This is a genomic window from Nocardia flavorosea (genome assembly GCF_015477805.1).
In the GTDB taxonomy this organism is placed as follows: Bacteria; Actinomycetota; Actinomycetes; order Mycobacteriales; family Mycobacteriaceae; genus Nocardia; species Nocardia flavorosea_A.
On the sequence record NZ_JADLQL010000007.1, the window covers coordinates 334,866 to 353,701 of the forward strand.

14 protein-coding genes and 1 pseudogene are annotated in these 18,836 nt (G+C 68.2%); 3 read left to right on the plus strand and 12 right to left on the minus strand.

What is annotated here, in order from left to right:
• Window positions 1-3: 3 nt before the first annotated feature.
• The 9 genes and pseudogenes from IU448_RS27635 to IU448_RS27675 form a co-directional block, all read right to left on the minus strand.
• Window positions 4-1,308, minus strand: coding sequence for a TetR/AcrR family transcriptional regulator (locus IU448_RS27635; protein ID WP_195058617.1), 1,305 nt, complete (start codon window positions 1,306-1,308; stop codon window positions 4-6).
• Between the two features lie 153 nt (window positions 1,309-1,461).
• Window positions 1,462-2,502: an NAD(P)-dependent alcohol dehydrogenase gene (locus IU448_RS27640; protein WP_195058618.1), complete on the minus strand. Its 1,041-nt coding sequence runs from the start codon at window positions 2,500-2,502 to the stop codon at window positions 1,462-1,464.
• A gap of 610 nt (window positions 2,503-3,112) precedes the next feature.
• Entirely contained in the window at window positions 3,113-5,062 is a 1,950-nt protein-coding gene (locus IU448_RS27645; RefSeq protein ID WP_195058673.1) for an acetoacetate--CoA ligase, read from the minus strand.
• A gap of 22 nt (window positions 5,063-5,084) precedes the next feature.
• Entirely contained in the window at window positions 5,085-5,261 is a 177-nt protein-coding gene (locus IU448_RS27650; protein WP_195058619.1) for a hypothetical protein, read from the minus strand.
• A 7-nt stretch (window positions 5,262-5,268) separates the two neighbouring features.
• Window positions 5,269-6,129, minus strand: coding sequence for an HpcH/HpaI aldolase/citrate lyase family protein (locus IU448_RS27655; RefSeq protein WP_195058620.1), 861 nt, complete (start codon window positions 6,127-6,129; stop codon window positions 5,269-5,271).
• Window positions 6,126-6,656 (minus strand): MaoC family dehydratase, encoded by a 531-nt coding sequence (locus IU448_RS27660; RefSeq protein ID WP_324188736.1) that lies wholly within the window; start codon window positions 6,654-6,656, stop codon window positions 6,126-6,128. The genes IU448_RS27655 and IU448_RS27660 overlap by 4 nt, the downstream gene beginning before the upstream one ends.
• Window positions 6,653-7,813 carry an acyl-CoA dehydrogenase family protein gene (locus IU448_RS27665; protein ID WP_195058621.1) on the minus strand — a complete coding sequence of 387 codons (1,161 nt, stop codon included), beginning with the start codon at window positions 7,811-7,813 and terminating at the stop codon, window positions 6,653-6,655. Before IU448_RS27665 ends, IU448_RS27660 begins: the two co-directional genes overlap by 4 nt.
• Before the next feature lie 368 nt (window positions 7,814-8,181).
• Window positions 8,182-10,245 (minus strand): annotated as a pseudogene (locus IU448_RS27670) (biotin carboxylase N-terminal domain-containing protein); the annotation flags it as partial.
• A 5-nt stretch (window positions 10,246-10,250) separates the two neighbouring features.
• The gene (locus IU448_RS27675; RefSeq protein WP_195058622.1) at window positions 10,251-11,870 is read right to left on the minus strand and encodes a carboxyl transferase domain-containing protein; all 1,620 of its coding nucleotides are present in this window, start codon (window positions 11,868-11,870) and stop codon (window positions 10,251-10,253) included.
• A gap of 95 nt (window positions 11,871-11,965) precedes the next feature.
• On the opposite strand from IU448_RS27675, the gene IU448_RS27680 reads away from it, so the two are divergent.
• Window positions 11,966-12,595 (plus strand): TetR/AcrR family transcriptional regulator, encoded by a 630-nt coding sequence (locus IU448_RS27680; RefSeq protein WP_195058623.1) that lies wholly within the window; start codon window positions 11,966-11,968, stop codon window positions 12,593-12,595.
• A gap of 388 nt (window positions 12,596-12,983) precedes the next feature.
• Here the strand turns inward: IU448_RS27680 and IU448_RS27685 are convergent, their stop codons facing one another.
• From IU448_RS27685 to IU448_RS27695, 3 genes are all read right to left on the minus strand, one after another.
• Window positions 12,984-14,426, minus strand: coding sequence for an AAA family ATPase (locus IU448_RS27685; protein WP_280456494.1), 1,443 nt, complete (start codon window positions 14,424-14,426; stop codon window positions 12,984-12,986).
• Between the two features lie 254 nt (window positions 14,427-14,680).
• On the minus strand, window positions 14,681-16,060 hold the full coding sequence (locus IU448_RS27690) for an MFS transporter (protein WP_195058624.1): 1,380 nt from the start codon (window positions 16,058-16,060) through the stop codon (window positions 14,681-14,683).
• 362 nt (window positions 16,061-16,422) lie between these two features.
• Window positions 16,423-16,770 (minus strand): DoxX family protein, encoded by a 348-nt coding sequence (locus IU448_RS27695; RefSeq protein ID WP_195058625.1) that lies wholly within the window; start codon window positions 16,768-16,770, stop codon window positions 16,423-16,425.
• A gap of 143 nt (window positions 16,771-16,913) precedes the next feature.
• Between IU448_RS27695 and IU448_RS27700 the strand changes: the two genes are divergently transcribed.
• Together IU448_RS27700 and cobM are read left to right on the plus strand one after the other, a co-directional pair.
• Window positions 16,914-17,339, plus strand: coding sequence for a PPOX class F420-dependent oxidoreductase (locus tag IU448_RS27700; protein WP_195058626.1), 426 nt, complete (start codon window positions 16,914-16,916; stop codon window positions 17,337-17,339).
• 374 nt (window positions 17,340-17,713) lie between these two features.
• Entirely contained in the window at window positions 17,714-18,472 is a 759-nt protein-coding gene (gene cobM / locus IU448_RS27705; protein WP_195058627.1) for a precorrin-4 C(11)-methyltransferase, read from the plus strand.
• Window positions 18,473-18,836 lie beyond the last annotated feature (364 nt).

Genomic DNA, 18,836 nt, shown 5'->3' on the forward strand with positions numbered 1-18,836 from the left:
GGCTCAGCTTCCGGCGGGGTGGCCGTACAGGACGGTCTGCATGAGCAGCGTGACCCGCTCCTGGGACGCGATCGGGACGGTACCGAAGGATCGGCCGAGATCGACGACCAGGGCGAATGCCGCGTGCACCAGGAATCGCGCCTGCGGACCGGACAGATCGGGGCGGACCTGGCGCACCAGCCGGGCCCATTCGTCCACGCTGAGCCGCTGTACGTTGCGCAGCGCGGCGCGTTCCTCGGCGGGGACGTGCTGGAACTCGGTGTAGTACACGAAGGTGAGTTCCCGCTCGGCGAACGACCCGGCGACGTACTGTTCGATCAGCGAATCCAATGCTTCGCGGGGGCCGGCCGCGGACGCCACGGCCGGCCCTATGGCGCTCGACACGCGTTCGGCGGCGCGCCGGAACGCGGCGGTGAGCAGATCGCTCTTACCGCGATAGAAGCGATATACCGCGGACGCCGCGGAAAGTCCCGCGGCGGTGGCGATATCCTCCACGCTCACATTGGGATAGCCGCGCGCATGGAACAGTTCCACGCCTTTGCGCAGCAGCAGTTCGTGTTTGAACGAGTCCGGAATTTCCACCGGCGGGGCGGGCGCGGTGTCCACCGGTGGCGGCAAAGTGACTTCCGCAATACCGGCGCAGATCGAAACCAATAGAGCGACAAGAGGTTTCGTGGGAAGCGCCGCATGGTGGTCGGCGATGCTGGTGATGACCGACAACAGCGATATCGCCAGCACCTTGCGGTCGCCGTTGCTCAGGCCGGGGCAATACGCGGTGAGCCGGCTCTCCAGCGCGTCCAGCACCACCGCCTGCTGCTCGGCGCGGACCTCCTGATCCGCGGGTTCCAGATAGCGACCTTCCCAGCGCACCAGCGCGACACTGGCCCGGTTGGCGACGGTGACCGCGCTCAGCGCCTCGAGCACCTGCCGCAGCGCCTGCTGCGGCGGCAGGTCCGCGGCGTCGGCCGGCAACCGGACCGATTCGGCCATCGCCTGCCCGACCCGCAGCGATTCCTCCTGGAACAGCGCGTACTTGCTCGGGTAATGCCGGTACAGCGCCGCCGAACTGATCCCCAGGCCGCCGGCGATATCCTCCATGCTCACACCGTGGTAGCCCAGGGACCCGAAGGCATTGGCCGCCGCGGCGGCAATCTGCGCCCGCCGGTTCTTCGGCCGGCGCCGCACCGGGCGCGCGGGCAGATCACCCGTGCTCTTGCGGGCGTCGGCGCCGTCTCCGGCCAGGTCGTCGCGGCCGCGCACGCGCACCGCGGGCGTGGACGGCCGGGCCCGGCTGTTGTCGACGCTCATCCCGTAATCCTATCGTCGGCCGACCGGCGTCCGAGCCCCGCACCCCGGTCAGGCAGGTATTCCGTGCTGCTCGGGATGGGGTATCGCCGGTGGGCGAGTTCGTGGCCGGCCGAGACCTGCCGCGAACTCGGTGGTAGCTGGTAGTCCTGTGGGCTACGGCACGATCACCGCTCGTCCCCGCAGGGTTCCGGCGGCGAGCCGGCGGTAGGCCTCCGGCGCATCGTCCAGGGAAAACCGCTCGACCGCGATATCGAGAACGCCGTCGCGCGCGAGATCGATCAGCTCGATCAGTTCGGCACGGGCTCCCCAATACGGGGAGGTCGCGGTCGCCTCGTACGGGCTCACACCGAAACCGATTCGCGCGGCCGATTTACCGTCACCGATACCGACGATGGTCACATCGGAGTCCACGCCCGCCACCGCCATCGCGGTATCGATGGTCGGCTGGAAACCGACGAAATCGAGTACCAGGCTCGCACCGGCCGGCCCGGTGAGCTTGCGGACGTTGCCGGCGGCGTTCGCATCGGAGAGCACGGCCTCGTGGGCGCCCACCGAACGTGCGAAATCGAGCTTGTCGTCGTTGACGTCCAACGCGATGACCCGGGTGGAAGTCAGATGCCGCAGTAGCTGGATGGCGACATGGCCGAGACCGCCGCTGCCGATCACGACTGTCCAGGATCCCGGGCGCAGTTTGCCCAGCGAGCGTTTGATCGCGTGATACGGGGTGAGCCCCGCATCGGTGAGCGGCACGGTGGCCACCGGGTCCAGATCGCCGATCGGCACCAGGTGGCGGGGCGAATCGACGATCAGATATTCGGCGATGGCCCCCGGTGCGCCGAGACCGGGCGGAAGAATGCGCAGTTCGGCCGCGCGGGAACAGTAGTTCTCCAGACCTTGCGCGCAGAACCAGCAGTTACCGCAGCCCCACGGGCCGTAGACCACGACACTCGTGCCGATATCGATCCCCCGGACCCCGGCGCCGACGGCCGCGACCTCACCGGCCCCTTCGTGCCCGAGTGTCAGCGGAAGTTCGATACCGAAGTTCTCCGGCGGGTTGTTCATGACGAAATCATCGGAATGGCATACACCGGCCGCAGTCACCCGGAGCAACACCTCACCGGGGCCTGGTTCGGGGGTGGGAATTTCACGGACCTCCGGTTCCGCACCGACGGCCACATGCTGCAGAGCCTTCATAAGCGTGTCTGTCCTCTCCCTGAGCCGAACGACTGTGTGCGTACAGATGGAGCGGGACTTGCTTCTGGATCAGCTCGGTTCAGGCTAGTTCGCCCACCTGCCCGTCCGGTGGATTTTGCGGTTACCGGGACCTACCCGCCGCACCGGCATCGCCGCGCTGGGCAGCTCCACGATCGGCGAGTCGGGCACCCCCGCCGCGTATATCTACGCGTGGCCGCGCTCGTGGTGGGCGTTCGGCTGTATCCGATTCCGTCGCCCGGGGCGCATGTGTACGACGTGTGCGGGCAGCAGGTACGAATGCCGTGCCGGTGGTGGTGGCGGGTTGCCGACGAGTGCAGTTGTGTATGGGGTCGCGCTGGGGTGGGCCTGCGGCCACCACCAGTTCCGCCGCTCGGCCGATCGATACGTCATGCGCGCGACCGCCGGGGGCCGGGTGGTCGGTGATCGTCGGCCCACGGGCCCGGTTCGGGTGATGTGCGTGGATGGTGTGTGTTCTGGCCGGCGCCGACGTGGCAGTCTTGCCGCCCGGTGTGCATGCGTGCCTGCGCGGGACGGTACGGGCGTGTGACCGCCGCGTCACAGAGGCCGGACCCTGCGGGATCGGGCGCGGTCAGCGGCTGCCGGGTGGGCGGATACCGCTGTACCAGTCGAGTAGGGCCGGATCGTCGACGGCGCTGCGTTCCACCACCCGGGCCGGGTCGGCGCCTTGGAACAGGCGTTTGATCGGCACCTCGAGTTTCTTGCCGGTGCGGGTGTGCGGGACGGCGGGTGCGGCCAGGATCTCGTCGGGGACGTGGCGCGGGGAGACCTCGGTGCGGATCACCTCTTTGATCCGGTCACGCAGGTCGTCGGTGAGTTCGGCCCCCGGGGCGAGTACGACGAACAGCGGCATCCAGTAGCCGCCGTCGGCCTGCTCCGCGCCGATGACCAGGGCTTCGCTGATCTCGGGCAATCGCTCCACCGCCTGGTAGATATCGGCGCTGCCCATCCGGATACCGTGCCGGTTGAGAGTGGAATCGGAGCGGCCGTGCACCACCACGCTGCCGTGTCCGGTCAGGGTGATCCAGTCGCCGTGCCGCCAGACGCCGGGATAGGTGTCGAAGTAGGCGTCGTGGTAGCGGGCGCCCTCGGGGTCGCGCCAGAAGCGGATGGGCATGGACGGCATGGGGGCCGTGACCACCAGTTCGCCCACCTCGTCGCGGACCGGCTGACCGGACTCGTCGTAGGCGTCGAGGGCGACCCCCAGGTACGGCGCCGACAGCTCGCCCGGCCACACCGGGACGGTACGCACCCCACCCGCGAATGCCGACACCACATCGGTGCCGCCGCTGATGGAGGCCACCGGGACCCCACCCGCGTTCTCGTGCAACCACAACGAGGAGGCGGGCGGCAGCGAGGAACCGGTGATTCCGATGAGTCGCAGTGCGGACAGGTCGTGATCGGCGGCCGGTGTCGAGCCCGCCTTCATACAGCCCAGGACGTAGCCGGGGCTGGTGCCCAGCACGGTGGTGCCGGTGCGGGCCGCGATCTCCCACAGCGTGTCCGGCTGCGGATGGGCGGGACTGCCGTCGTAGCAGACGATGGTGGCGCCGGTGAGCAGGCCGGCGATCTGGAAGTTCCACATCATCCAGCTCGGGCTGGTGTACCAGAGGAAGGTGTCGTCGGTTCCGATATCGGATTGCAGTGCAACGGCTTTGAGGTGTTCCAGGACCACGCCGCCGTGACCGTGCACGATTCCCTTGGGAAGCCCGGTGGTGCCGGAGGAGAAGACGATCCACAGCGGATGCGCGAATTCGACCGGCTCGGTCTCGGGCAGCGCCGGCGTAGGCCCGGCCGGATCGGCGGCCACCGACCACGGTGTGCTGTCGGGGATCTCGATACCCAGCCGGGACACCACGACGGTGGCACGCAAGGTATCCAGTCCGGCGCGCAGCGCGGCGATATCGGCGCTCTTGTCGTGCGCCTTGCCGCCGTAGCGGTAGCCGTCGGCGGTGACCAGGATCGTGGGTTCCAGCTGGCCCAGCCGGTCCAGGGCGGCCTTGGCCGAATAGTCCTGACCGCAGGCGCTCCACACGGCGCCGACCGCCGCGGTGCCCAGGAAGGCGATTACGGTTTCGGTGATATTCGGCAGATAACCGATCACCCGGTCGCCGGGCCGGACCCCCAGTTCGCGTAGCGAATGGGCGAAAGCGGCCACCGCAGCCAGCAGTTCGGCCCAGGAGGTTTCGGCGACCTCGCCGGTCTCCTCGGTGACCTGCAGTATCGCCGGGCGGTCGGTGCGAGCCTGGGCAACCACCCGGTCCACGTAGTTCAGGCCGGTCCCGGGAAACCATTGCGCCCCCGGCATATCGGGCCGGGGCAAAACCTCGCCCGCGACGGGGCCCAGATCGAAGTAATCCCACAGCGCTGCCCAGAAATCGGCGAGATTGTCCACCGACCACCGCCACAGGGCGTGATAGTCCGGTAGCTCGGCGCCGGTCCGCGTTTCGACGAAACGGGCGAAATCGGTAACCCGGGCATCGGCGATATCGTGTGCGCTGGGGACCCACTGTGGTTCCACCACAGAAACCTCCTATTTTCGATCAGTGCTCATCATCGCGCAGGTGCAGGTCGCGCAACCGGTTGTAGGGGTGAGCTTCGGGAGCCGGCGTCGACAGCTCGGGCAACCGGTGTGTACTGTGCGCGTCCGGGCGGGCCGCTGCCGGGCGGCGATGAAACTCGAGCACGGGGTGGTCCGCGGTGCGGAGAGGCCGGATCATCTGCATATCAGCCGGTGGCCCGGTCGCCGATTCGCTGGAGGATCTGTTCGGCGTGGCGGAGTAGCGGGGCATCCACCATGCGGCCCTCATAGGTGAAGACGCCGCGGTGATTCGGGGCGGCGGCGAGGACACCCCGCGCCCATTCCACCTCCGCTTCGGAGGGCGCGTAGGCCGCGCGGATCACCGGGATCTGGGACGGGTGGATGGCGACCTTGATATCGAACCCCACGGCCACCGCGTCCTCGGCTTCGGCGCGTAAACCGTCGAGGTCGGGGATGTTCAGGTACACCATGTCCAAGGCGAGCCGCCGGTGTGCCTTGGCGGCGAGCAGGCCGGTGCTGCGCAGGTGCAGCGCCACATCCCGGTAGCCGCCGTCGGGGCGGCGGGTGCCGGTGCCGCCCATGGCGGCGACGAGATCCTCGACACCGCACATCACGCCCAGCGTGCCGGGTGCGGCGGCGATGGATTCGATGGCCAGCGCGCCCGCGGGGGATTCGACGAGCGCGAAGACTTGGTAGCCGGTGAGACCGCCGATCTGTTCGGCGGATTCGGCTTTCGGCAGCATGATCAGCCGGTATTCGGTGCCGCGCAGGGCCTGTAGGTCCAGGTCGTGCTCGGCGGTGCCGGCCGGGTTGACCCGGACGACGGTGGTGGCGGGGTCGAGCGGGGTCTGGGTGAGAGCCCTGCGGGCCGCCGGTTTATCGGCCGCTGCGACACCGTCCTCGAGGTCGAGGATCACCACGTCGGCGGCGTCGGCGGCCTTGCGGTAACGCTCCGGGCGGTCGGCCGGGCAGAACAGCCAGGCGGGCCCGGCGGGCCGCCATCCGGTGTCTGCGGTGGGTGGCACGGTCACCGGCCGGTCTCTCATCCCTGCTCCACCGGCCGCATCCGGATCATGGCGTGCCGGGTCGCGATACCGACGATGGTGCCGTGCTGATTGCGCGCCACATGCCGGAACGTGACCACGCCCTGACCGGGCCGGCTCTTGGATTCGCGTTTGTTCAGGACAACGGTTTCGACATAGATGGTGTCGCCGTGGAACAGCGGTGCCGGGAATTTCACATCCTCGAAACCGAGGTTGGCGACCGTGGTGCCCTGGGTGAGATGCGCGACCGCCAGCCCGACCATCGTGCCGAGCGTGAACAGCGAGTTAACCAGCCGCTCGTGGAACGGTTCCTGGGCGTCGCTGTAGGCCTTGTCGATGTGCAGGCCCTGGTTGTTCATGGTGAGGGTGCTGAACAGCACATTGTCGGTTTCGGTCATGGTGCGGCCGGGCCGGTGCTCGTAGAGCACACCTGTTTCCAATTCTTCGAACCACAGACCGGACTGGACGACCCGGCGCAGGCCGGTGATGTCGTGCTCGACCTGCTTGGTGATCTTGTTCTCCCCGCTCACAGCCCGAGCTCCCGTCCGATCAGCATGAGTTGTACTTCCGTGGTGCCCTCGCCGATCTCCAGGATCTTGCTGTCGCGGTAGTGGCGGGCCACCGGGTATTCGTTCATGAACCCGTAGCCGCCGAAGATCTGGGTGGCGTCCCGGGCGTTGTCCATGGCGGCCTCACTGGCCACCAGTTTGGCGATGGACGCCTGCTTCTTGAACGGTTTCCCGGCCAGCATGAGTGCCGCGGCGTCGTAGTAGGCGGTACGCGCGGTATGCGCGCGCGCCTCCATCCGGGCGATCTTGAATGCGATGGCCTGATTGCTGCCGATTGTCCGGCCGAACGCCTCGCGTTCGCCGGCGTAGCGCACACATTCGTCCACACACCCCTGGGCCGCACCGACCGAGAGCGCGGCGATGGCGATCCTGCCTTCGTCCAGAATGCGCAGGAAGTTGGCGTAGCCGCGGCCGCGTTCGCCGAGCAGGTTCTCCTTGGGCACCCGGACATCGGCGAAAGTGAGGGGATGGGTGTCCGAGGCGTTCCAGCCGACCTTGTTGTAGGCGGGTTCGGCCGTGAAACCGGGGGTATCGGCGGGCACCAGGATGGTGGAGATCTCCTTCTTGCCGCCGGTCTGCCCGGTCACCGCGGTCACGGTCACCAGGGCGGTGATATCGGTGCCGGAATTGGTGATGAACTGCTTGTTGCCGTTGATGACCCAGCTGTCACCGTCCTCAACGGCGGTGGTACGGGTACCCCCGGCGTCGCTGCCCGCGCCGGGTTCGGTGAGCCCGAACGCGCCCAGGTTCTCGCCACTGGCGAGCCGGGGCAGCCACTCTTGCTTCTGTTTGTCGTCACCGAACCGGTAGATCGGCATGGCCCCGAGCGAAACCCCGGCTTCCAGGGTGATCGCGACACTCTGATCGACCTTGCCGAGTTCCTCCAGTGCCAGGCACAGCGCGAAATAGTCGCCGCCCATCCCGCCGTATTCCTCGGGGAACGGCAACCCGAACAGCCCCATCTTCGCCATACCCGCGACGACCTCGTACGGGAAACTGTGCTCGGCATCGTGTTTCGCCGCCACAGGCGCGACCACCTGATTCGCGAAATCCCGTACGGTCAGCGCGAGGTCGCGGTAGGGGTCGGGCAGGGTGCCGGTGGACAGGAAATCGCTCACCTTCGCCTCATTTCGTTCTCGTCAGTGGTGCCGAACCGCCGGTGTCATTGCGGCGTTTGCTCTGCAGTGGTGGGGCCCATCGAATGACCGCTCCCCGTTGTTTCGGTGGTTGCGGGTTCGGTCGATCCCGTGGGCGCGGTGTCGGTGTCCTCGGTGGCGGACTCGGAACCGGCCGCATCGGGACCGGGCTCGGCTGTTTCCATGGTGAGCCGGGGATCTGCGCCGTCGCTCCCGGTCACCGAACCGGCGGATCCGGTAGCTTCCGGCCTGGCCGCCGATGCTGTGGACCCGGCATCCGAGCTGGGTAGCGACCCGGAAGAGCGGACAGCATCCGTACCGCGCTCCGGTGACGCCGCGGATCCGGTGGCACCAGGCGCCGAAACCGGCCCCGTGTCTTCGGGTGCACCGGTCTCGGCGTGAACCCGGGCGAGTACTTCGTCCAACTGCACCGAGGCGCCCGTCGACACCAGAACTTCCACCGTGCCGGCGAGCGGCGCGGTGAGCGAATGCTCCATTTTCATCGCCTCGACCACCAGGATCGGATCGCCCGCCGCCACTGTCGCGCCGGTTTCCGCGGCGACCGCGAGCACGGTTCCGGGCATCGGGCTGCGGATCTCGGCATCGTGCACCGCGGCAGCGTCGGCCCGGACCGATTCCTCGGCCAGTTCCCGCACCGCCGCGACTCCGCCCGGCCCGGCCACCCAGAGGGTGCCGCCCGACTCCGCGATCCGGTAACTGCGCCGCAGACCGTCGAAGGCGAGGGTGACCGTGTGGACGGAATCGCCGGAATCCTGCTCCGCCGATGTCCGGCCCAGTTCCGCTGTCACCGATACCGGTTCGGCGTCCTCGACGCGCAGGTCGGCGGAATCGGGGGAGCCGGTGAGGTGGACGTGCACCGTGCGATCACCACCGGCCAGCCGGACTCGGATCGGTGCGGCCGCGCCGACCCGCCATCCGGTCGGGAAGGACCACGGGTCGGCCGGGCCCTGCGGCCACTGCCGCAGCCACCGATACACGGCGGCTGCCGCGAAAACATCGTCGGGCACCGGGTCCGGCGTGAAATCACCGGCGCGCCGGTCCAGCAGTGCGGTATCCAGGCGACCCGCTGTTACATCGGGGTCGGCCAGCAGGAAACGCAGGAAATCGGTGTTGGTGCGCACGCCGAGCACCGCGGTCTCGGCGAGTGCCCGGTCCAGCGCGGCCAGCGCGGCGGCGCGGTCGGGACCGTGGGCGATGACCTTCGAAAGCATCGGGTCGTAATCGCTGCCCACGACTGTGCCCACCGCGAGCCCGGAATCCACCCGCACCCCTGGACCGGCCGGTTCACGCAGATCGAGGACGGTGCCACCTGTCGGCAGGAAACCGCGCCCCGGATCCTCCGCGTACACCCGTGCCTCGACCGCGTGACCGTGCAGCCGGATATCGTCCTGTGCCGGCCGGATCCGCTGTCCGGCCGCGATCCGGACCTGGCATTCCACCAGATCGAACCCGGTAACCAGTTCGGTGACCGGATGTTCCACCTGCAGGCGGGTGTTCATCTCCATGAAGAAGAACTCGTCCGGCCGGTCGGCGGAGACGATGAATTCCACCGTGCCCGCACCCACGTAGTCCACACTGCGCGCGGTCGCGCACGCGGCGGCACCGATCCGGGCGCGGGTCTCGGCGTCCAGCAGCGGTGAAGGCGCTTCCTCGATCACCTTCTGATGCCGGCGCTGCAAACTGCATTCCCGTTCACCCAGATGCAGCACGGTGCCGTGCGTATCGGCCAAGATCTGCACCTCGATATGCCGCGGGCGGGTGACGAACCGCTCGAGGAACAGGGTGTCGTCACCGAACGCCGAAGCGGCCTCCCGGCGGGCGCTGACCAGAGCGGCCGGCAGGTCGGCGGCGTCGTCGACCCGCCGCATCCCCTTCCCGCCGCCGCCCGCGGAGGGTTTGACCAGAACCGGATAGCCGATATCGGTGGCGGCCGCGATGAGTTCGGCATCGGTCAGGCCCGGTTCGGCAATGCCCGGGACCACCGGCACACCCGATGCGGACACCGTGGTCTTCGCGGTGATCTTGTCGCCCATGATCTCGATCGCCTTCGCCGGCGGACCCAGGAAGACGATTCCGGCAGCGTCCAGCGCGGCCGCGAAAGCGGCGTTCTCCGAAAGGAATCCATAACCGGGGTGGACGGCCTGGGCGCCGGTGCGACGGGCGGCGTCCACCACGCGGTCGATGTTCAGATAGCTGTCGCGGGCCGCGGCCGGTCCCAGCCGGACCGCGATATCCGCCGCCCGAACATGTGCCGCGTGCGCGTCGGCGTCGCTGTAGACAGCCACCGACCGCAGGCCCATGGCGCGCAGCGTGCGGATCACCCGGACGGCGATCTCACCGCGATTGGCCACCAAGACGGTGTCGAACGGCAGCGGATGGTTGTTGTCCAGCATGGTGATCACATCCGGAAAACGCCGTAGGAGACCGGTTCCAGCGGCGCCTGCGCGCACACCGAGAGGGCCAGTCCGAGCACGGTCCGGGTATCGGCCGGGTCGATGACCCCGTCGTCCCAGAGCCGGGCGGTCGAATAATAAGGGTTGCCCTGCGCCTCGTACTGACGCCGGATCGGTTCCTTGAACGCCTCCTGATCGGCTTCGCTCCAGGGCCGGCCGTTGCCGTCGAGTTGATCGCCGCGCACGGTGGCCAGCACCGACGCCGCCTGCTCACCGCCCATCACCGAGATCCGGGCGTTCGGCCACATCCACAGGAACCGCGGCGAATAGGCCCGGCCACACATCGAATAGTTCCCGGCGCCGTACGAGCCGCCGATCACCACGGTCAGTTTCGGCACCCGCGCGCACGCCACCGCCGTGACCATTTTGGCGCCGTGTTTGGCGATACCGGAGGCTTCGTAATCGCGACCGACCATGAACCCGGTGATGTTCTGCAGGAACAGCAGCGGGGTCTTGCGCTTATCGCACAGCTCGATGAAATGCGCGCCCTTCATGGCGGATTCACCGAACAGGACACCGTTGTTGGCGATTATCCCCACCGGATGCCCGTGGATATGCGCGAAACCGGTAACCAGAGTGGTGCCGTACTCGGCTTTGAACTCATGGAACCCGATCTCGCCGTCGGGGCCGGCGTCGACGAGACGATGGATGACCTCGCGCACGTCGTAAGGGGTGCGCAGATCCACCGGGACCACATCGTAGAGGTCGTCGGCGGGTACCGCGGGTCCGCGAGCCTCCCGGACCTCCCAGGCAGGTTCGGGGCGTGGCCCGAGCGTGCCGACGATGCGGCGCACGATCCGCAAGGCGTCCCGATCGTCCTCGGCCAGATGGTCGGTGACCCCGGAGGTGCGCGAATGCAGGGCACCGCCGCCGAGCTCCTCGGCCGTTACCACCTCACCGGTCGCGGCCTTCACCAGCGGCGGGCCGCCGAGGAAGATCGTGCCCTGATCCCGCACGATCACCGCCTCGTCGCTCATGGCCGGTACATAGGCCCCGCCCGCGGTGCACGACCCCAGCACCGCGGCGATCTGCGCGATACCCTGCGCGCTCATGGTGGCCTGGTTGTAGAAGATCCGGCCGAAATGCTCGCGGTCGGGGAACACCTCGTCCTGTTCGGGCAGGTAGGCGCCCCCGGAATCGACCAGGTACAGGCACGGCAGGTTGTTGTGCAGCGCCACTTCCTGCGCGCGCAGATGTTTCTTCACCGTGATCGGGTAGTAGGTACCGCCCTTGACCGTGGCGTCGTTGGCGACGATCACGCATTCGCGCCCCATCACCCGCCCGATACCGGTGATGATCCCCGCGCCCGGCGAGTCGTCGCCGTACATCCCGTTGGCCGCCAGCGGCGAGAGTTCCAGGAACGGGCTGCCCGGGTCGAGCAGTTGATCCACCCGGTCGCGCGGCAGCAGTTTGCCGCGGTCGATATGCCGCTGCCGGGCCTTCTCCGCACCGCCCCGGGCGGTATCGGCGAGGCGGCGGCGCAACTCGTCGACCAGGGCCTGGTTGGCGGCCCGGTTATCGGTTGCCGCCCGGGCGGCGGACGCGGGGCTCGCGGTGCGGGTCATCGCCTGATCCTGCCCATCTGAGTTAATCGCTGATAACTGGAATTCAGGTTAATCTTGACTAACCGAGTTGTCTATAGCGGATCGAAGGAGTGCGGGTGACCAGCCCCGATTCTGCCACCCCGACCAGCCGCGAGCTGCGCAAACAGCAACGCCGCGACCAACTGCTGGCCGCCGGCGCCCGGCTGATCGCCGAACGCGGCTACCTCGGCATGCGCCTCGACGATCTCGGCGCGGCGGTCGGGATCAGCGGTCCCGCGGTCTACCGGCACTTCCCCAACAAGGAAGCCCTGCTGGTCGAACTCCTGGTCGGCATCAGCCGCCGCCTCCTCGATGGTGGCACCGCGGTCGTCGCCGAAGCGGCCGGGCCGTCCGAGGCGCTGGCGGGCCTGGTGGACTTCCACCTCGACTTCGCCCTCGGCGAACCCGAACTCATCCGCATCCAGGACCGCGACCTCGACAATATGCCGCTCCCGGCCCGTCGCGAGGTCCGGCGCACCCAGCGCCGCTACGTGGAGATCTGGGTACTCGTGCTCTGCGAACTGACGCCGAGGCTCGACGAGACAACCGCCCGCGTCCAAGCCCACGCAGTGTTCGGTCTGCTCAATTCGACGCCGCACAGCGCCGTCCCGGCTCGCGGCCGCACCCGCTCGGTACTACGCTCGATGGCCCTCGCCGCGTTGACCGGTCCACCTGTCGGATTGAGCGACGCGAAGACGGTCCCCTGATTGCCGACTCCTTCGTCGTCCCCGAGTTACCCCATAGCCCTGGCTGCACCATTGATCATCAGCCTGACGCTTTGAGGTCCGCGCGGTGAATGGACGCTCTAGTGCCAGGACCTTCCGGCCCTACCCGTCCGGGCTCCGCACAATCTCGCCATGGCCGCCGCGGTCCAGCTGTGGCAGACGGGTAGTCCATGCCGCCCACCGCTGTCCCCGGTACGAGGCCGCGGCGGTGTACGCCTCGGGGGCGCGCCAGTGACTGTCGCACGGCGAGCGGTCTTCCTTCGTCAGCCGCGGTGCGAAAGCAACGAGGAAATCGAGCGTCTCGTGCAGGCTCACGGTCTCCGGGTGGGATCGTGAATTCGCCACGATAGGCATCGCCGTGCGTTCAGGACTACCTCCAGACGGAAAGAACCTCGTCCGGACCCCAAACCAAGTCTGCTCCGGCATCGCGTGCATCCGCGGCGATACCTGACCGGCTCACCACGACCAAACCGGATTCGCCCGGCTCGTACCCGGGCACCTCGCCGGCCGACTTCCGCAACGTCACGAGATCACGCCGATCGAAGGGCGTACCGAGCCATTTCACCGAGCCGACGAATTCGATCCGATTCGCCACCGGGCTGCGATCGGCACCTACCAGGTCTACCTCGGGATCGAAGCGCCGATTCCACCAGCCGCCGACGGTTTCGACGGACTGCCACGGCAAGCGGCCGCTGAGCGCGGCAAGTTCCAGCGATTCGCGGATGAGCGGTTCGACAGCCCGCCCACGCCAGGTGGTCCAACGCCGCTCGATCAGCCGGAACGCCCCCGCGGACCGTCCCCGACGAGCAAGATCCTGCGCGGCCCGCAGTACCGCAAGGTACAGCCGGAGATTGCTGTCGGCAACGCGGTACAAAGCGGGCTTACCGGGCCGGATCGACAGCGGCTCGTCGATAGCGAGTACTCGTTTGTCGACGGTGAGTCGCCGCAGGATCGGCGACAGGCTACCGGAGGCAATCGGCCCGGCGCTGCCACCAGCGGCTGCCGCGATATTGGCGTGGGTTCGGTCGCCGCCGCCGACCGATTCCAGCACGCGTCGTGTCTGGTCCGGCGCCGGGAACTCGGCCAGCAACGCCGACTCCGGCACGCTGAACAGCGGCGCCGCCGGATCTGCGCATTCCTCCTCGAGGAACTCGAGTGGGCTCCGGCCGTGCGGCCAACTCCGCAGAATCCCGGGCAGACCGCCGGTGATCAGGTGTGCATCGAGTGCGTCCGCCGCGCCGAGTCCGGTGGCGTCCGCGATCTCCGCCGGGTCGAGGGGACCGAGCACGAAGTTGTCCGCTCTGCCGTAGAAAGGCCGATCGTAGGCAGTGAGTCGTTCCATCATGTGCAGGTCACTGCCCAAGAGAAGTAACAGCACTGGACGCCGCGACAGGATCCTGTCCCAGGCGCTTTGCAGGACTCCGTCGAAACTCTGGTCCTGCTCGGCCAGCCAGGGCACCTCGTCGATCACCACTACCGAGGGGCTGTCCGGGAGAGCTCCCGCTATGGCCCGGAACCCGTCTGCCCACGAACCGATCTGGTCGGGCACCAGTTCGGGATCGGTGGCCAGCGAGGACTCGCGGAGTTCGCGTAACAACCCCGCGAGGGTTTCCGCAGGTGCGGCACCTTTGGTTGCGGTGAAGTAGAGGTACGGCACCTCGGACCGGTCGCAGAACTCCTGAACAAGCCTCGACTTGCCTACCTGCCTCCGCCCGCGGATCGCCACTGCGATCCCCGACCTGGATTCGGTGACGCGGCGCAGTCGACTGCCGAGCATCTCGAGTTCGCGGCGTCTTCCGACGAAACCAGTCACGTGCCCTCCCGGGTAGAGGAACTCTATGTAGATGCGATCTACATAGAAGGATGCTACCGGTGTTTCGGGGCGCGGCGGAGTCGCTCGACACCACACGGGCCAGGCCGTTCATGTGGCAGTTACCTGCCGTGTGATCACAGCACTGCTATGTGATGTCTCCGGCTCCAAAATCGGTTCGCCGCTGTCGTGCTCCTTAGGTCAGGATCACGACAGACGGCGATCGAAGATACCGACGAAAATCGGAACACCGTAGCTCAGAGCCGGACGGTGGTCGTCGTATCGCGCGCCGCGTCCGCCCGGTCGACATCGGCGAGGTCGAAGCCTTTGGTTTCCCGGGCGACCAGCACCGCGACCGCGGTGACGGCGGCGGCCGCGGCCAGGTAGACGGCGATCGGGACGGGGGAGTCGTAGACGTCCAGAAGTTTGACCGCGATCACGGGGGCCAGTGAGCCTGCGAAGATCGAAGTGACCTGGTAGCCCAGGGAGACCCCGGAATAGCGCATCCGGGTCGGGAACATTTCGGCCATGATCGCGGGCTGCGGGGCGTACATGAAAGCGTGCGCGATCAGGCCGAGCATGATGGCGGCGGTGATCACCCAGCCGTTTCCGGTGTCCATCATCGGGAAGGCGAAGAAACCCCAGGCGCCCGCGGCGATAGTGCCCGCCAGGTAGACCGGCCGCCGGCCCAACCGGTCGGCGAGGGCGCCGACGAGCGGGATGACCGCGAAGTGGACGGCATGGGCGGCCAGCAGCCACCACAGGATGTCGTCGGTTTCCATATCGTGGCGGACCTTCAGGTACGTGATGGTGAAGGTGACGACCAGGTAGTACATGATGTTCTCGCCGAAACGCAGGCCCATCGCGGTGAACACGCCGCGCGGATACCGCTTCAGAACCTCGATCGCGCTGAAGGACGAAGACCGTACCTGTTCGGCTTGCTTGCGGGCCGCGGTGAAGATCGGCGCGTCGGTCACCTTGGTACGGATGTAGTAGCCGATCAGTACCACCACGGCCGACAGCCAGAACGCGATCCGCCAGCCCCAGGACAAGAAATCGTCGTCGGACAGGGTGGCGGTGAGTATCAGCAGGACGATCGTGGCGAGCAGATTGCCGCCGGGCACCCCGGATTGCGGCCAGCTGGCCCAGAATCCGCGGCTGCGGTCGGGGCTGTGCTCGGCCACCAGCAATACCGCGCCGCCCCATTCACCGCCGACGGCGAAACCTTGCAGGAAGCGCAGCAGCACCAGCAGCAGGGGCGCGGCGTAGCCGATCTGGTCGTAGGTGGGCAGGCAGCCCATCAGGAAGGTCGCCGTGCCCACCAGGATGAGGCTGAACTGCAGGAGCCGCTTGCGGCCGTACTTGTCGCCGAAATGCCCGAAGACGATGCCGCCGAGCGGCCGGGCGGCGAAACCGACCGCATAAGTAAGGAAGGCTTTCAGGATCGCGTCGAGTTCGCTGTCGGACTCCGGGAAGAAGACCTTGCTGAACACCAGCGTCGCCGCCGTGCCGTAGAGGAAGAACTCGTACCACTCGACCACGGTTCCGGCCATGGACGCGGCGACCACTCGCCGCAACCCGCCCCGATCCGGTGGCGAGTTCCCGTCGGCCCGTTCTGTTCCGTCCACGACGCTCATCGCCCACTCCTCACGCGCTGTGGCCCCGGCCCGCAGGGCCATTCGGAGTATCACCCGTAGCCGGCCGCCGCACCGGCGATTCGGCGGGGTTGGTGGCTACGCGGCCCGGTCAGTGAGAACGGTCGCCGGCGACCACCGCCGGTCTGCGCTCCCGGGCTGTCGTCCATCGCGAACTGTTCCGGCGGCTGTCACGCCCGATGCTCCGCGGGACGGTGATGGTCCGCAGCGGTTCGGCGTTCTGCACACCCGGGGGGCCAGGTCGGTTGCGCCGTTACGTTGTGCCCGGCTACCGCTGCATGACGACCGGTGCGAACCCCTGGCCAGGTCTCGCCCACCGGCCCCGGGCCGGTATTCGTGCCCGGTTACCGGGTGACTTGCAGGATCAGCGTCGCGGCGACCGGAGCCAGGTACAGCAGCGGGAACACCGAGGTCTGGTACGAGCGTGCGCGCAGTGCTGTCGCGGTGGCGCCGAGGAAGTAGAGGATCAGGCCGACGGCGGCGGCGACGCCGAGCGCGGGGAGCGCGAAACCTGCCACCAATCCGAGTGCGCCGGCGGTTTTGGCCAGGGCAAGCCAGTTCCACCACGACCGCGGTACACCATATTTTTCGAGCGGCTCGACCACGAACTGCTGTTTCGAGAACAGTGAGTAGCCCGAGAACCCGACCCACAGGGCGGTCAGTGTTCCGACGACGTAGTAAGCGATATCCATCTCGCACCATTTTCTCAGTGGCCGGTGTTTTCCGGCGGGTACCAGTTCGACGACGCGGGCCGCCCGGGTGTGACATCGCCGTGGCGGCCGACGCGCCGTGAGACATGCCCGGGCCGCGAACGTCGCGCTTTAGGCTGGTGCGCATGGCCTCGCTTTCCGATCCCAAGGTGCGCGAATTCCTCGGCTACGGAACCCGTACCGCCAAGGTGGCGTTCACGGCGAGTGACGGGCGTCCGGTGGTCACTCCCGTCTGGTTCCTGCTCGACGGGGACGAAATCGTATTCAACACCGGTAAGGACACCGCGAAGGGCAAGGCATTGCAGCGTGATCCGCGGATCGCGCTGGTGGTGGATCTCGAGGAGCCGCCGTATGCGGCGGTGCAGATCCAGGGCACGGCCACCCTGTCCGAGGATCCGGCCGAACTGCTGCGCACGGCGACGGCGATCGGCGGCCGCTATATGGGTTCGGCTCGCGCCGACGAGTTCGGCCGCCGCAACGGTGTACCCGGTGAACTGCTCGTGCGGGTGCGGCCGGTCAAGGTCATCGCCTTCTTCGACGCCGTCGGCTGAGCCCGGGGGCGCCCGCCCGTACCGGCGGCATGCCGGCTGTGACCCGGTCCGGCTCCCCGAGGGGGCGGCAGTGAACCCCTGGCCCGCCGACGCCGACTCGAGGTGTGGTCGCGGTCGTGGTTTTCGGCTTCGGCAAGGCGGTTGTCGCTGCGGTGCCATCGCCCGGTGGGCGGCGGCCGTCGCTTCCGGCAAAGGACATCGGCCGGCGGGGCCTGCAGGCCGGCGCAGCGCGGGCGGCGCCGCCCCGCGGCCGGCTCGCGTGGCCGTGGACGGGCGCTGCGACGGGGGTCGGAACGCGGTGGCGCCTGGAACAGCCCGGCGGTGAGGCGTGGGAGGGGACTCGGTGGACGTGACCCTGGACCTATGCTCATCCCATGACCGTGCACTTCATCGGGGCCGGGCCCGGCGCCGCCGACCTGCTGACCGTGCGTGCGGTGGAACTGCTGCGGCGGTGCCCGGTCTGCCTGTATCCGGGGACCTATCTGGACCCCGAGGTGATCGCCCACTGTGCACCGGGCACAGAATTGATCGATACCCAGCGCCTGGACCTCGACGAGATCACCGCGCATCTGGTGCGGGCGACGGCGGCCGGCCGGGATGTGGCCCGGCTGTGTTCCGGTGACACCTCCCTCTATTCCGCCCTCACCGAGCAGACGCGCCGGCTCGACGCGGCGGGCGTGCCGTGGGATATCACCCCGGGAGTCCCCGCGTATGCCGCCGCGGCCGCGACGCTGGGCACGGAGTTGACAGTGCCAGAGATCGCGCAGTCGGTGGTGCTGACCCGGATGCAGGCGCGTTCGACGGCGATGCCGGATTCCGAGACGCTGGCCGGTTTCGCCCGGACCCGCGCCACGCTGGCCTTGCATCTGGCGATCACCCGCATCCGGGAGCTGGCGGCGGAGCTCGCCGAGTACTACGGGGCCGGCTGTCCGGCCGCGGTGGTCTACCGGGCCAGCCAACCGGACCAGATCGTGCTGCGCGGCACACTGGCCGATATCGCCGATCAGGTCGAGGCGGCGAGGCTGCGGCAGGCGGCCGTGATCTTGGTCGGCCGCGCTCTCGACCCGGGTACGACCTGTGCGCAATCACACCTTTACGACCCGGCGCGTGACCGGGCCCACCTCACCGGATAGGCCCGGATCAGTACTGGGCGAGGGGACGTGCCACGACCGGCCCGAACACCCGGCGTGCACCGCCCGGGGCCCCGGCCTGCGCCTGCGTAACGCGGTTGGTGTGGCGACGGTACAACGGTAGATTGGGTCGGTGGTCAGGAGTCGGCGCGCGGGTGCGGGTACACGGTGTCCCACGGCACCGGACGTGCCGGGTGGTACCGGGCGTCCGATGTAACGTCCTCGGCCCGATAAACGGATACTTCCGATGGACATTTCTGCCTGATCGAACAAGAAGTGGACCTGGAACAGCGGCCAGTGTGGTATATGCGCCGCGGCCAGGTGGTGACGGGAAGCGCACGCGTGCGTTCCGGAAGCGAGGTTAGGG